The sequence below is a fragment of the Sphingobium scionense genome (assembly GCF_014197035.1).
GTDB classification, from domain to species: domain Bacteria; phylum Pseudomonadota; class Alphaproteobacteria; order Sphingomonadales; family Sphingomonadaceae; genus Sphingobium; species Sphingobium scionense.
In genome coordinates, this window is sequence record NZ_JACIEU010000017.1 from 35,823 (window position 1) to 49,617 (window position 13,795).

Annotated in this window: 14 protein-coding genes; 10 read left to right on the top strand and 4 right to left on the bottom strand. The window is 61.8% G+C overall.

What is annotated here, in order from left to right; all coding sequences use genetic code 11:
- Positions 1 to 30 precede the first annotated feature (30 nt).
- Positions 31 to 2,142: a TonB-dependent receptor gene (locus tag GGQ90_RS19075; protein ID WP_188083565.1), complete on the bottom strand. Its 2,112-nt coding sequence runs from the start codon at positions 2,140 to 2,142 to the stop codon at positions 31 to 33.
- A gap of 645 nt (positions 2,143 to 2,787) precedes the next feature.
- Here GGQ90_RS19075 and GGQ90_RS19080 point away from each other — a divergent pair.
- From GGQ90_RS19080 to GGQ90_RS19095, 4 genes are all read left to right on the top strand, one after another.
- Complete coding sequence (locus tag GGQ90_RS19080; RefSeq protein ID WP_015460378.1) at positions 2,788 to 4,155, top strand: tyrosine-type recombinase/integrase; 1,368 nt, start codon at positions 2,788 to 2,790, stop codon at positions 4,153 to 4,155.
- Positions 4,156 to 4,268: 113 nt separating this feature from the next.
- Entirely contained in the window at positions 4,269 to 5,177 is a 909-nt protein-coding gene (locus tag GGQ90_RS19085; RefSeq protein WP_015460379.1) for an ABC-three component system protein, read from the top strand.
- Positions 5,174 to 5,419 carry an ABC-three component system middle component 6 gene (locus GGQ90_RS19090; RefSeq protein ID WP_015460380.1) on the top strand — a complete coding sequence of 82 codons (246 nt, stop codon included), beginning with the start codon at positions 5,174 to 5,176 and terminating at the stop codon, positions 5,417 to 5,419. Before GGQ90_RS19085 ends, GGQ90_RS19090 begins: the two co-directional genes overlap by 4 nt.
- Entirely contained in the window at positions 5,416 to 7,182 is a 1,767-nt protein-coding gene (locus tag GGQ90_RS19095; protein ID WP_070933746.1) for an ABC-three component system protein, read from the top strand. Before GGQ90_RS19090 ends, GGQ90_RS19095 begins: the two co-directional genes overlap by 4 nt.
- Positions 7,183 to 7,289: 107 nt before the next feature.
- On the opposite strand, the gene GGQ90_RS19100 is transcribed toward GGQ90_RS19095, so the two are convergent.
- The 3 genes from GGQ90_RS19100 to GGQ90_RS19110 form a co-directional block, all read right to left on the bottom strand.
- The gene (locus GGQ90_RS19100; RefSeq protein WP_084653071.1) at positions 7,290 to 7,805 is read right to left on the bottom strand and encodes a Ros/MucR family transcriptional regulator; all 516 of its coding nucleotides are present in this window, start codon (positions 7,803 to 7,805) and stop codon (positions 7,290 to 7,292) included.
- Between the two features lie 14 nt (positions 7,806 to 7,819).
- The gene (locus GGQ90_RS19105) at positions 7,820 to 8,080 is read right to left on the bottom strand and encodes an HU family DNA-binding protein (RefSeq protein WP_070933747.1); all 261 of its coding nucleotides are present in this window, start codon (positions 8,078 to 8,080) and stop codon (positions 7,820 to 7,822) included.
- 70 nt (positions 8,081 to 8,150) lie between these two features.
- Entirely contained in the window at positions 8,151 to 9,539 is a 1,389-nt protein-coding gene (locus GGQ90_RS19110; protein ID WP_070933748.1) for an aminotransferase-like domain-containing protein, read from the bottom strand.
- 107 nt (positions 9,540 to 9,646) lie between these two features.
- Between GGQ90_RS19110 and GGQ90_RS19115 the strand changes: the two genes are divergently transcribed.
- The 6 genes from GGQ90_RS19115 to GGQ90_RS19140 all read left to right on the top strand — a co-directional run bounded on the left by GGQ90_RS19115 (position 9,647) and on the right by GGQ90_RS19140 (position 13,758).
- Positions 9,647 to 10,489 (top strand): PhzF family phenazine biosynthesis protein, encoded by an 843-nt coding sequence (locus tag GGQ90_RS19115; RefSeq protein ID WP_070933749.1) that lies wholly within the window; start codon positions 9,647 to 9,649, stop codon positions 10,487 to 10,489.
- The gene (locus tag GGQ90_RS19120; protein ID WP_084653073.1) at positions 10,489 to 11,172 is read left to right on the top strand and encodes a DJ-1/PfpI family protein; all 684 of its coding nucleotides are present in this window, start codon (positions 10,489 to 10,491) and stop codon (positions 11,170 to 11,172) included. The genes GGQ90_RS19115 and GGQ90_RS19120 overlap by 1 nt, the downstream gene beginning before the upstream one ends.
- A complete protein-coding gene (locus tag GGQ90_RS19125; protein ID WP_084653076.1) occupies positions 11,166 to 11,603 on the top strand; it encodes a GFA family protein in 438 nt (145 codons plus the stop codon). The genes GGQ90_RS19120 and GGQ90_RS19125 overlap by 7 nt, the downstream gene beginning before the upstream one ends.
- Positions 11,604 to 11,643: 40 nt before the next feature.
- Entirely contained in the window at positions 11,644 to 12,204 is a 561-nt protein-coding gene (locus GGQ90_RS19130) for a DUF1993 domain-containing protein (RefSeq protein WP_070933750.1), read from the top strand.
- The gene (locus tag GGQ90_RS19135; protein WP_425506121.1) at positions 12,201 to 12,800 is read left to right on the top strand and encodes an AAA family ATPase; all 600 of its coding nucleotides are present in this window, start codon (positions 12,201 to 12,203) and stop codon (positions 12,798 to 12,800) included. The genes GGQ90_RS19130 and GGQ90_RS19135 overlap by 4 nt, the downstream gene beginning before the upstream one ends.
- Before the next feature lie 61 nt (positions 12,801 to 12,861).
- Positions 12,862 to 13,758 (top strand): helix-turn-helix transcriptional regulator, encoded by an 897-nt coding sequence (locus tag GGQ90_RS19140; protein WP_084653078.1) that lies wholly within the window; start codon positions 12,862 to 12,864, stop codon positions 13,756 to 13,758.
- Positions 13,759 to 13,795: the final 37 nt, after the last annotated feature.

The following is a 13,795-nucleotide window of genomic DNA, read 5'->3' on the forward strand; positions in this document are numbered from 1 at the left end:
GGGCGACCAAGCCGCCCCGGTTCTTTCAAATCAGAAGCTGACCCGCGCGGTCACGCGAATGTCGCGGCCGGTGAGCGGGGCATAGTCCTTGAGGAAGGACGATGCCCGACGGGCAACCACATCGAAGATGTTGTTGGCCGACAGGGCGAAGCTGAGCGGACGTTCCTTGCCCCAGGGGCGGACATTCAGTTCGGCATTGACCATGGTGTAGCCGGGCGTCGTGGTCTCGAACTCGGCGGCGCGATCCTGCTTGCTGACGCGCTCGACTTCGCCGCGCAGGTCGAACTTGGTCGCCTGATAGGCGAGGCCGCCGAGCAGGCGCAGCGGGGGAATGCGTGGGGCCGGGCCGACGCTCTTGATATTGGCATGGACATAGTCGGCCAGGCCATCAGCGACGATCTTGCCGTCGCCCAGCCTGGCGAGCGTCAGCGATCCCTGCACTTCGAAGCCGTAATAGCGGGCATCCGCCTGGTTGAAGGCATAGACGGGCAGGCCATCCTCCGCCTCGCCGGTCAGATCCTCATAGATGAAGTTCGAAAACCAGGTGTGATAGGCCGACGCCTCGAAGCTGTAATTGTCGCCGCTGCCACGCAGGATCGCCTCGACACTGTTCGCCTTTTCCAGGTTGAAGTCGGGATTGCCGACCTCATAGGCCTGGGTGCCGGCGTGGGGGCCGTTGGCGAACAGTTCCTCGGCGGCCGGCGCACGTTCAGTGTGCGACAGGTTGAGGCCGATGCGCCAACTGTCGGTCAGGCCATAGGAGGCGCCCACCGAGCCCGAGAAGGCGTCGAAGCTGCGCTGGCCGGCAAAGAACTGATCCTGATCCTCCAGCGGATTGGCGGTCAGGCTGGTATGTTCGTAGCGGCCGCCAAGCTCGAACTTGAGCGCGCCATAATCGAGCTGTTGCAGAGTGAAGACGCCGACCTGCGTGGTCGAGTTTTTCGGCAGGAAGGCTTCCTCGCCGATCACGTTGAAGTCGCGGTTGAACAGTTGCACGCCGGTCGCGCCGCGCCAGGCGCCATGCTTGGCCTGGGTCAGTTCCAGACGCGCTTCCATGCCCTTGCTGAAGAAGGCGGTGCCGACCGAGCCATCTTCTTCCAGCTCGGCATGGGTATAGTCTGCATAGCCCAGGCGCAGCGAAATCTTGTCCAGCACATTGCCGTCGCCATTCACTTCGGCACGCAGGTTGACGCTGTCCTGCTTCATGCTGAGGCGCGGGGCTTCCTGTTCGTCGCCCGGCTGGGTCGCGAAGCGGATCGGCACGCCATAGAGGCTGTCATAATGGTCGTAGGAAATGCCGATATTGCCGGTGTCGCCGATATAGGCGATGCCACCGCCCGCGGTCCAGGTCTTGGCCGCTGAATTGGGCAGCTTGCCCCTGACCGCGGCATTGCCGGCGAAGTCGATCGCTTCCTCGCTATCGTCGGCGGGGAGCAGGCTCGATGCCAGCGCCTGATCGCGCAGGGCAGGGGTGAGGGCATGGCCACCGATGCGGACATCGTCGCTCTTCAGATAGCTGCCATCGGCATGGGCGACCCAGCCGCCTGACAGCGGCACGTCGACCGAGGCCGCGCCCGAACGCTCGTCCGCGGCCGATCCATAGGTGCCGATCGCATCGACATGGACCGGCTCGTCCGGGATTGCGTTCGGAATGCGCTTGTCGATGACGTTGACGACGCCGCCGATCGCCGACGATCCGTAGAGCAGCGACTGCGGACCGCGCAGCACCTCGATACGCTCGGCCAGCAGCGGATTGACGACCACGGCATGATCGACCGAAGTGTTGGACACGTCGACGGTCGACAGGCTGTTGGTCAGCATCTTGACGCGCTCGCCCTGCAGGCCACGCAGCACCGGGCGCGACGCGCTGGGGCCGAAGGAGGTGGCGGATACGCCCGGCTGATGTTCCAGCGTCTCGCCGATCGACGGGCGGATCGCCTGGGTCAGATCCTTGCCCTCGATCACGGCGACGCTGGACAGCATGTCCTGGCGGCGGGTCGGCAATATGCCGGTGACGATGATGTCGGTGCGGGCCGCCTGATGATAGCCGTCGGCGGCGTCATCCGATGCGGTTTGCGCATGGGCGGCCGTCGAAACGCCGAGAACGGCAAGCGCGCAGCCGGCGAGAAACTGGAATTGCATGGACTTGAATCCCCCGAGGTGGATGGAGCGACATTGTTCTGACCTCCACGCCCTGCTCGGTCGCGCTGGAGGCTGCCCTGCCTCTCTAAAAACATGTCCATGATGTTACAACATATCAAACATTACATTTCTGTCATGTGGCTGGCTGTGCGGAGGGGCGGCCTGTATTGCTGGCATCGCAATCAGTCGCGAAAAAGGGGGAGCGCATCGACAAGATCGACTGGAGATGCGGCGCATCGCCAGACGTGCGGTCAGAGCAGCCGATCGGCACCAGTTGTAATGCGGTCGCCGCTCAGCACGATAAGGATAGGAGGGACCAGATCTGCTTTTCTATATCCAAAACCGTGCGGATTGGCGCGCAGCTACGAAAGCGAAGATCGCGTTCCTGCACTTTTTCGATCGGAAATGGTGCACCCAAGTGGATTCGAACCACTGGCCTTTGCCTTCGGAGAATTAAAACAGGGGCCACGCCACGGCTCCCTAATCTACCTTGATCTACGCTGATACGCGCTAATGCTCTATATTCATTAGCTTTTTCTACAGTTAGGATACGCCGTGGGTACGCTATTCTAACCGGGAGTTCGCTCCCACCTGCTTCCGTGGTGCTTCCGCGGAAGCAGGACCAGATGCCGGAGATTCGTCGCAATGGCAAAGATCAACAAGCGCAATGTGGATGCCGCACCGACCCAGGAAAAGGACTATTTTCTTTGGGACGATGAACTGCCCGGCTTTGGGCTGAGGGTCTTCGCATCAGGAAAGCGCAGCTATCTCGTCCAGTATCGCGCCCTCGGGCGGACGCGCCGGTTCACGATTGGATTGCATGGCGTGTGGACGCCCGAGCTTGCTCGCAAGGAAGCGAAGGTGCTTCTGGGGCGCATCGCGCAGGGCGAGAATCCCGCCGAGGAACGGCAGCTCGACCATAAGGCAATCACGGTCAAGGAGCTTTGCGACCTCTATCTCAAGGATCTGGAGTCCGGTCTGATCCTTGGCAAAGGCGGTCGGCCCAAGCGCCCAGGAACCATCGTTTCCGACAAGGGGCGCATCCTCCGCCATATCGTACCGTTGATCGGGACGCGCCGGGTAAAGGATCTGACCAAGGCCGACGTCACCAAGGTTCTGAAAGATGTGATGGCGGGTAAGACCCGGCGAAACGTGAAGACCAAGAATTTGCGTGGCCGTTCTATCGTCAAGGGCGGGGCCGGTACGGCGAACCGCACGGTCGGTCTGCTCGGTGGTATCCTGACCTATGCGAAGGACGCGGGGATCATCGACGTCAACCCTGCCGCCGGTGTGAAGAAACCGAAAGACCAGGTCCGAACCCGGCGCCTGACCGAAGCCGAATATCGAATCTTCGGCGAGATACTCGAAGAAGCTGGGCGGAATCCCAACTACGCCATGACGGTAGAGATCGCTCGCAATATCGCCCTGACCGGAGCGCGGCGCAGCGAGATCATCGGTCTGGAATGGAGCGAGTTCGATGCGGATAGTAGCTGCCTGCGGCTCAACGACAGCAAGGAGGGCGCGTCGGTTCGCCCGATTGGCCTGTGCGTCGTGGAAAGGCTTGAGAGCCTGCGCCCGGTTGAAGAACAGACTTTCGTGTTCCCAGGAATTCGAAAGCACGATCAGGCATTCGGCGGTTTTCCGCGCCAGTGGAAGGCGATCTTCAAGGGCACCGAGCTGGAATGGATGACGCCCCATGTCCTGCGCCACAGCTTCGCCAGCCTTGGCAATGATCTCGGTTTCACCGAGGCGACAATCTCCGCGATCGTTGGGCACTCGCGCCACAGCGTGACGAGTAAATACATCCACACGCTCGACACCGCGCTCATCATGGCGGCCGATACGATCTCGGGCTACATTCAGGGCTTGCTGCACGGCATGGCGTTCAAGCACACGTCCTACGCGCTCGATCGCCAGTCGCGGCAAGCTGCGCTGTCGCGATTCCTCGGGTTTGACGATGGGGAGAATGCGTTCGGTGCGAATGATGCGGCAGCGGCGCAGATGGCGGCCTGAGGCTCGATTTCTGCAGGCGCAGTATGGACGGCGACACATAGCCAGTCTGGTCGACTGCAATTCGAATTGATCGACCGCGCCGTGGACGGCTATGGCGGTGACGGGGGGATGTTTTGGATAACACGCAACGCTTTGGGTACGGGCTGAAGTTTGAGAATGCCTTCTTGCGGGAGCGGGGTAAGGCGTTTGAAACGCTGTTCGCCCGTATCATGGCCCACGCCCACCCCGGCGATTTCCAGCCAGTTCGCCCCTACGGTCCGCGCGGCGATTTGAAATGTGACGGCTATCGGGCCAGCGATGGAACGGTTTTCCAATGCTACGCGCCGGATGCCATGAGAGTCGATCCACTCCTCGCGAAGATTGACGAAGACTTCAATGGCGCCATTCAGCACTGGGCTGCGAGGATGCAGCGGTGGGAGTTCGTCCACAACGATCAGCGGGGCCTTGCTGCTCAAGCGGTCCAGAAACTGGCCGATTTAGGGACGGCGAACCCGAACGTGGTCCTCGCGGTCTGCGGCGAAGCGGAATTGCGTGCCATCGTGATGAGCTTGGCCCTTCACCAGCTCGAAGATCTTTTCGGAGCTGTCCCGTCAGATCGGACGTTGGAACGACTAGACTTTGCTGCTTTGCGGCCGGTCCTGCTCGCAATTCAACGCAAGGAGCCAGACACCCATCCACCGCTGGCCGCTCCGTCGGCTGCCAAACTCGATTACAATGCGTTGTCGCAGGATGCTGCCGGGCTGCTCCGGCAGGGCCGGCGGCGGGAACAACTGGTCGAGGCGTTCTTCGCGGCATGGCCCGACCCTGATTTTGGAGAAGAGATCGCGCAGGGCTTCCGACTGCGCTATCAGGCGCTCAAGGGTGCCGGCTTGCCGGCAGACGAAATCTTCGGCGAGCTTCAAGCGTTTGCCGGCGGGATGACGGGAGAACCGGCCCGGCAAGGCGCGGTTCTTGCCGTGCTGTCCTATTTTTTTGAGCGTTGCGACATTTTCGAGGATGTGATTCGAGTCGATGTGACATGATACTGCCGACCAAACATATCCGTCCGGATCGGGCGCTTCTCGCGGTTGGCGCCGACGTACTTGGCTGTCTGCGCGAGCCGATGACAGTGTCGCGGTTGTGGGATGAGATCAGGTCGGCGCGGGCCGATCGGGCGGTGTCCGCACCGATCAGCTATGACTGGTTCGTGCTGGCTCTCGATCTGCTGTTCATGGTGAAAGCCGTGCATTTCGATCGCGGCCTGCTCCAGAAGACCGCGTCATGATCCACGGCCTCAGCAGTGATCTTCCGACGTTCAAGAGCCTAACCTTCCGTCCCGGCCTTAATATCCTGCTCGCGGACAAGAGCGCCGGGGCGACTGATCGGCAATCGCGCAACGGAGCGGGCAAGACCAGTCTCGTCGAGCTGATCCACTTTCTGTTCGGGGCGAATGCCGGGAAGGACAGCATCTTTCGATCCAGTGCTTTGGTGGGGCACACATTCGAGGCGAGGGTCGACGTTGGCACCACCCTCGTCGACGTGGCCCGCTCCGGAGCCAAGCCATCGCGCGTCGTGATCCAGGGCGACGCTGCAAGCTGGCCCATCCCGCCGTCGCTGGACGTGAAAACTGGCGACCAGATCATCAGCAACGAGAACTGGCGGAGTGTCCTCGGGGCGTTGATGTTCGGCCTAAACGCCGATTCCGATGGAGACGAGAACGTCCGTTACCGGCCCTCGTTTCGTTCCCTGTTTTCCTATTTCGTGCGCCGACAGAACAGCGATGGTTTCCTGTCGCCAACCCAGCAATCATCCAAGCAGCAAGGATGGGACCAGCAGGTCGCCATCAGCTTCCTGCTGGGCCTGGATGCGGCCGTCCCGCAGCAATTTCAGGAAGTTCGGACGCGCGAGCGCGCGATGGGCGAGTTGCGGAAGGCAGCGAAGGACGGCGGGCTGGGCCGTTATTTTGGTACCGCTGCCGACTTGCGGACGAAAATGACCGTTGCGGAGGCACGCGCCCGGCGTCTGCGGGATCAGGTCAGCACTTTCACCGTCGTTCCCGAGTATACCGAGATGGAAAAGGAGGCCTCGCGGATAACACGCGAGATTTCCACTCTGAACGATGACAATACCGCCGACCGAGAGCTAATCCTTCAGTTGCAGGCTGCGATCGACAGCGAGGCTCCGCCGGCTTCTACCAGCCTCGATCGGCTTTATCGTGAGGCAGGCGTGGTTCTGCCGGGTTCGGTCGGAAAGCGGTTCGAAGAGGTGGAAGAATTCCATCAGGCGATCGTGCAGAACCGCCGCTCACATCTGACTTCGGAAGTACAGGCTGCCGAAGATCGCATCAGCAAGCGGGATCGGACCCGCGAGAGCTTGGACCAGCGACGCCGCGAACTGATGGGCATTTTGCAATCTGGCGGTGCGCTGGAGCACTATGCACTCCTCCAGCAGGAAGCTGGCCGAGCCGAAGCGGATGCCGAGGGTCTGCGGCAGCGGCTGAAGACTGCGGAGGAGATCGAGAGCACCAAGGCCGAACTCGACATCGAGCGCGCCCGGCTGCTCAAGACGCTCCAGGACGATCACCATGAGCGCGAAAGCCTGATTGAAGAGGCCATCCTCGTTTTCGAGGACCTCTCGAACGCTCTCTACGAGAAAGCAGGAAGCCTCACGATCAGCGCAACCACCAACGGCCCCCAAGTCGATGTTCGTATCGACGGGCAGCGCAGTAAGGGCATCACGAACATGCAGATATTCTGCTTTGATCTGATGATTGCCGAACTCGCCGCGCGTCGAGGTATCGGTCCTGGCTTCCTAGTGCATGACAGCCATCTTTTCGACGGTGTTGATGAACGCCAGGTGGCGAAGGCGCTGCAATTGGGCGCGGATCACGCAGCGAGTGTCGGTTTTCAATACATCGTGACGATGAACTCGGACGCGTTGCCAAGGGACGGCTTCCGGGAAGGCTTCGATGTCAGCGCGCATGTCATTGACGTGAAGCTCACCGATGCGACCGATTCCGGCGGATTGTTCGGGATGCGCTTTAATTGAGTTGTTCAGGGTCAAGAGACGCCCACCGCAACACTCGGAAGGGCTATCTTGAGGGTGAGGCATTGAGCTGATCGAACGGCGATCCAACCGCTTTCGGCACTCAGAGATTACGAAACGGCAATCCCCAGCTTCCGCCGGGTGCGGCGCGGTGTTTTTTCCTCGCTGCTTGCTGAAATCAGAGCCTGGTCTTTCGCGATCTGGTTGTGGGCAGGCGCAGCGCCCTTCCGTCTTCCGAGGCCGCCCGCCTTGGCGAGTTCGCTGCGCCTAGCTGAGTAAGCCGGCGCCACCATTGGGTAGTCCGCAGGCAGGTTCCACTTTGCGCGATACTGGTCCGGCGTCATGCCATAGGCGGTCATGAGGTGACGCCGGAGCGTCTTCAGCTTCCTGCCATCCTCCAGGCAGACCAGATGGTCAGACTTGACCGACGCGCGCACCGAGACAGCGGGTTGCGGCGCAGGCTCCGTGGTATCGGGCGCGCCCAGGCCAGCGAGGGCGCCATGAACGGATGCGATCAGCTGCGGAACGTCGGCGGCCGTGACCTGGTTGGCGCCGAGGTGGGCGGCCACGATCTCTGCGGTGAGCGACAGCAATGTGGACTCATCGACGTTGTGGTTGTCGGTCATTGCTGCCTGCCCGTTCATCCGTTGACCTTGTCCTTCAGGGCCTTCGCGGCGGTGAAGCCAACGCGCTTGGAAGCGCGGATCACGATCGTCTCGCCGGTCTGAGGATTGCGGCCTTCACGGGCGGCGCTGTCCTTTGCGCGGAACTTGCCAAAGCCGTTCAAGGAGACCTCGTCGCCCTTCACCAGCGCATCGCCGATAAGGCTGAGGACGGTATCGAGAGATTTCTTCGCATCAGCCTTCGAAATGCCCTGCGATGCTGCAAGGGCGTCAACGATGTCAGCAGCGTCTTATCGTAGCCTGACATATGGAAGTGACTGTAGTGTGCGGCCGAAATCTCGCAAATCCCTACTGTAGCACCATACGTAAATAACCGAACAGGCGATCATCATCGCTCATCGCCACGTTGAAGCGCATATGATCGCGCCAGCCGCCACTGGCGCTGAACACCGCACCCGGTGCAAGGACGATCTGCTTGGCCAACGCAGAGCGGGCGAGAGCGACCGCATCGACGCCATCCGGTAATCGTGCCCACAGAAAAATGCCCGCACCCGGTTCAGCCCAAGGCTCAATACCGAGGTCGCGCAGCCGCTTCGCCACGCGCGGCATGGCGCGGGCAAGGCGGGAGCGGACGGATTCAAGGTGCCTGCGATAACTTCCATCCGTCAGGACCGTGTGGAGCAAGCCTGCCGACAAGGGGCTACCAGCCATGGAGGTCGCGATGCGCAGATCGGCCAGTGCCTCGATCCAGTCGCCGCGCGCGGCAATGTTGCCGCATCTCACGGCTGCGGACAGGGACTTGGAAAAGCTGCCGATCCGGATCACTCTTTCCAGCCCGTCGAAGGCGGCGAGGCGCGGAGCCGGGACATGCTCGAAATCGGCGAAAATATCGTCCTCGACGATGACCATGTCATGGGCTTCGGCGATGCGGAGCAGCCGATGCGCCGCAGGTGCGGAAAGCATCGCACCCGTCGGATTATGGACGGCCGAATTGGTCAGATACAGGCGCGGCCTGTGCGTGACGGCCACCTCCGCGAACGCGGCGAGATCGGGGCCGCTGGGCGTCATCGGCACACCGATTACCTTGGCCCGATGCGCTCGCAGCAAGGCAAGGAAATTGAAGTAGCATGGATCATCGACCAGCACCGTGTCACCGGGCTGGAGAAGGAAGCGGCAGACCAGATCGAGCGCGTGGGTGCCGCTGTCGGTGAGAAGAATTTGGTCGGGCGAGGCCGCCACGCCCTGTTCGGCGAGGCGGCGAGCGAGCAGCGAGCGCAGCGCAGGTGAACCGAACGGCGAGGCATAGCTCGCGAGAGCGCCCGCATCCTTTGTACGCGCCATTGCGCGCATGGCCTTGCGCAGCGCCTCGCCTGCGAGCCAGTCATCCGGCAACCAGCCGCACCCCGGCATCCGTTCCGCGCGCCGTTCCCCCAGCGACTGACGGAGCATCCATAACGGATCGACCTCCCGCTCGGCGGTTTGCGTCAACCGTTCAAGCGTCAGCGGAGCCAGCGGAGCCGCGACATAAAAGCCCGATCCGGGCCGCGAGCGGATCATACCCTCGCTTGCAAGACGCTCATAAGCTTCGACCACGGTCGAGCGCGCGACGCTCATCGTGTCCGCCATCGCGCGGATGGATGGCAGCCGCGCGCCGGGCGTCAGCGTGCGGGCTTCGATCCGGTCGCGAATATGGCGGACGATACGTCCTGTCCGCGTTTCATTGGGGTTTGCCGCCACCGTCCTGCTTTCATGACCAGTACAGTTTGACGATATCGTATCGATCCGTGCCTGTCGATGCCGGTGCCGCCAGTTAGAAAAGCCGTCTGCGCAACAGGAGTTACAGCGTGAACAATCCCTTCCACCTCGTCGACGTGTTCGGCGTCGACCCTTTTACCGGCAACCCAGTCGCCGTGCTGTCCGATGCCGAAGCTCTCTCGACCGAGGAGATGCAGGCCATCACCCGCTGGCTGAACCTGTCGGAGACTACCTTCCTTCTGCCGCCGACCGACCCTGGAGCGGACTACAGGGTGCGCATCTTCACGCTTGCGCATGAACTGACCTTCGCCGGACATCCGACGCTGGGCAGCGCTCATGCTTGGATGGAGGCGGGCGGACAACCGAGGGATCGGAACATGATCGTGCAGGAATGCGGCGCAGGTCTGGTGAAGATCCGGAACGACGGCGAACGCCTTGCCTTCGCTGCGCCGCCCCTGCTGCGCGGCGGCACTCCCACGGAAGCAGACATCGCCCGGGTGGCGGAGGTTTTGCGTATCGAGCGTGGCGCAATCATGGGTGCGACGTGGGCGGATAATGGTCCCGGCTGGATCGCGGTGATGCTGGAATCGGCCGATGCCGTGCTGGCGGTGGAACCGAAAAGGAATCAGAGCCAGCGAATCGATATCGGCATTCTCGGCCCCTATGCGGCAGGCGGTGACGCAGCATTCGAGGTCCGCGCCTTTTTCAGCGACGCCCATGGCGCGCTGATCGAGGACCCGGTGACGGGCAGCCTCAACGCCGCGCTCGGCCAATGGCTGTTCGCGAGCGGCCGCGTGAACGATGCCTACATTGCAGCACAAGGCACGCGGCTGGGAAGGAGCGGTCGCATCCACGTCGAACAGGATGATGCCGGACAGATATGGGTTGCCGGTGCCACCCGTACGCTCTTTAGCGGCCGGAGTGCCAGTTGATGCAAATCGCGGTCCTGACCTTCGACGGCTTCAATGAACTCGATTCCTTCATTGGCGCTGCCATCCTCAACCGTCTCCGGCCGCGAGGCTGGCAGGCCCATATCACTGCCCCGTCAAAACAGGTCACGTCCATGAATGGCGTGACCGTGCAGCGCCAGCGCCCGCTTGAATTTGCCTGTGAGGCGGATGCAGTGTTGATCGGCAGCGGTATTCGGACGCGCGAGATTGCCGAGGACACCGCCTTGCTGGCTCGCCTGCAGCTCTATCCCACCCGTCAGCTGATCGCCGCGCAATGTTCCGGCACGTTGCTGTTGGCCAGGCTCGGTCTGATCGGCGACCTGCCGGCCTGCACCGACCTGACGACGAAGCCGTGTGTCGTGGAGGCGGGCGTCAACGTTATCGACGCGCCGTTCGCCGCTCATGGCAATGTCGCGACAGCGGGCGGCTGCCTTGCCGCGCCTTATCTCGCCGCGTGGATCATCGCGCGCGGCGCGTCGATCGACATCACGCACGAAGCGATGCATTATGTCGCTCCGGTGGGCGAGAAGAGCTTCTATGTCGATCATGCGCTGCGGGTGATCGAACCGGCCATATTGGCGGCAGCGCAGCACGAGACGGCCGGCGTCGGTTCAGGCGCTAGGATGCTCGACCCATTCGGCGCGGAAGAAGCGAGCCGATGGTAAGCCGTCATCCCGGTTCCTGCCACTGCGGCGGGGTCCGCTTCACCCTAGACAGCGATCCGATCGAATTGACGACATGCGATTGCTCATTATGCGTGAAGCGCAACGCATTGATGGTGAAAGTGCCCGAAGTAGCGCTGCATATCGAACAGGGAGAGCAACTGCTCTCGCTCTACGTATGGAACAGCGGCCGCGCGAAACATTATTTCTGCCGGCGTTGCGGCATCTACGTCTTCCACCGCAAGCGCGCGGCGCCCGATCACTTCGGGGTCAACATCTTCTGCCTCGACGGATTCGACGCGACCGCACTTCCCGTCCGGGCCACCGAGGGCGCGGGGATGAACCTTGTCTGTGACGATCCGCGACCTGAATGGCCTGGCCCGCGAGTTCCGGCCATGCGATCAGAAAAGCCCGCTGTATCCCGTCGGTGCTAGACGCGATCATCCTTGCTTCCTTGCATCTACAGGAGCTTCCATGTCCCCGACCGATCTTCTCGTGCCGACATATACGCATATGTTGCAAACGCTCGCAGGATTGCTGGAAAAGGCGCGCCAGCAATCGTCGGAGTCAGAAGCCGAAGCGCTCCTTGCCCAACGCCTCGCGCCCGACATGCTCCCCCTGTCAGCGCAGGTGCGGTTCGCCTGTCTGCAGGCGCAGGAAGCCGTATTCCGCCTCAAAGGTCAACTATTGCCGCAAGCTCTGGAGCAACTCGGACAGGAAGGGCATGCGGCCGGTGAAGAACCAGGATCGATGGTCGAAGCGCAAACCCGCATCGGTGACGCCCTATCGTTTCTCGGCAGCCTTGAGCCAGACGCTTTTGACGGAACCGAGGATAGGCGAGTGATCCTTGAACTGCCGGGCGGTCCAACGTTCGATATGACCGGCCAGGACTATGTCAGGGACTGGGCGCTGCCCCAATTCTATTTTCACGTCGTAACCGCTTACGCGATCCTCAGAAGCCGGGGGATCGAGATCGGCAAGGCCGACTATGTGCCGCATATGTTCAACTATCTTCGTTCCCCGACCGCGGCGTGAGGATACCGGTTCCCCGGCCGACAGTCGGCAAGAGCTTCGATCGATCCCCGGAACATGCGGATCACCTGTTCATCGTTACCGGAGGACCGGGATCGGGAAAGACCTCTCTCATCGAGGCTCTTGCTCTGGAGGGTTTCCGGCACACGCCGGAAGCAGGCCGCGCAATCATTCAGGATCAGGTCACCATCGGCGGTAGCGCGCTTCCATGGATCGACCGACAGGCGTTCGCGGAACTGATGCTGACCTGGGATCTGAGATCCTATCGCGAGGCAAGCAGGCGGGCCGGACCTGTGCTGTGTGATCGGGGCATTCCGGACGTGTTAGGCTATCTGGCTTTGTGCGGACTTGATGCACCGGCCCACATATGCCGGGCTGCGGAGCTCTTCCGGTATAACCGTACCGTATTCATCGCCCCCCATTGGCCGGAGATTTTCATCCAGGATGCTGAACGAAAGCAAAGCATGGCGGAGGCGAGAGCAACGCATCAGGTGATGACAGAGACCTATGCTGCCTTGGAATATGATCTCGTGCCGCTACCCCTTGCCAGCGTTTCCGAGCGTGTATCGTTCGTTCGCCAGCACATCTCCACGCGCTGACCTTGCCGGCATAGGCTTCGACTGCCGTTGAGTATATTGCAATTAATTCTCAATAGTATACATGACGCGTTGCAAGGGGTTTCACGACACTGTGCAAGCGGGTTCACTCACACCGACATTCTGGTCGTGCAATGCGGCGCGAGGGCTGTCGGTGGGCGCGGGTTCCCGCAGCTTCAGGGAAGAAGCCGAGGCGATCGAGAATTTGCGCCCGGGGATCAAGCTGGCTTTATTGCTCAAAGGGGCGATCGAAGTGGGAATTGCTGGTCAGACACACGCCAGCGAGTCCGGCCCGAGCGTGAACTTGTTTGTCAGCCGTCACGAATGGCAGCTTCACCATCGCTTCTCCAGCCTCAGCTCGCTGCAATATCTGACCCTGCATCTGGACGCAGAGGCTGCCGACGAGTTGCTCGGTGATGCCGATGCTCTTCTGCCGGAGGGCATGGCCCATCATCGAGCGACGTGCCCCGTCGCGATGCAGGCTATTGCGGAGCAAATTCTGAACGCGCCCTATGTGGGCGTGGCCCGGAGGCTTCACCTGGCCGGCAAGGCGCTCGAACTGGCAGCACTGGCGCTCGACACGCTGGCGCGACCATCCACCAACAGCTCGGTAAGTCTGGCAACGCCGCTCGAAGTCAGGCGGCTGCACGAATTACGCGATCGCCTGAACCGCGACCCCGCCAACATGCCGGGGCTGGATCGCCTGGCCCGCGACTGTGGCATGAACGTACGTCGGATGACGGCCGGGTTCCGGCGCCTCTTCGGTCAAAGCATCGGGGAATATCTGCGCGAGGCTCGGCTGCGCGAGGCATGGCGGCTGCTCGAATCCGGGCTTAGCGTCACGCTGACGGCAGAACAGGTCGGCTATACGCTGCCGCATTTCACCACGGCCTTCCGACAGCGTTTCGGTATCCTGCCGAGCACCCTTAACCGTTCCGGTCTCGAGCCGCCCGGAATCTGAAATTTCCGTCCGGCGATCGGAAAGACAGATCGCCACT

Bases quoted from the DNA above. Each gene is read 5' to 3' on its own strand.
- GGQ90_RS19100 (WP_084653071.1), bottom strand. From the start codon at position 7,805: ATGACCGACAACCACAACGTCGATGAGTCCACATTGCTGTCGCTCACC.
- GGQ90_RS19080 (WP_015460378.1), top strand. From the start codon at position 2,788: ATGGCAAAGATCAACAAGCGCAATGTGGATGCCGCACCGACCCAGGAA.
- GGQ90_RS19140 (WP_084653078.1), top strand. From the start codon at position 12,862: ATGACGCGTTGCAAGGGGTTTCACGACACTGTGCAAGCGGGTTCACTC.
- GGQ90_RS19090 (WP_015460380.1), top strand. From the start codon at position 5,174: ATGATACTGCCGACCAAACATATCCGTCCGGATCGGGCGCTTCTCGCG.
- GGQ90_RS19130 (WP_070933750.1), top strand. From the start codon at position 11,644: ATGTCCCCGACCGATCTTCTCGTGCCGACATATACGCATATGTTGCAA.
- GGQ90_RS19120 (WP_084653073.1), top strand. From the start codon at position 10,489: ATGCAAATCGCGGTCCTGACCTTCGACGGCTTCAATGAACTCGATTCC.
- GGQ90_RS19095 (WP_070933746.1), top strand. From the start codon at position 5,416: ATGATCCACGGCCTCAGCAGTGATCTTCCGACGTTCAAGAGCCTAACC.
- GGQ90_RS19125 (WP_084653076.1), top strand. From the start codon at position 11,166: ATGGTAAGCCGTCATCCCGGTTCCTGCCACTGCGGCGGGGTCCGCTTC.
- GGQ90_RS19075 (WP_188083565.1), bottom strand. From the start codon at position 2,142: ATGCAATTCCAGTTTCTCGCCGGCTGCGCGCTTGCCGTTCTCGGCGTT.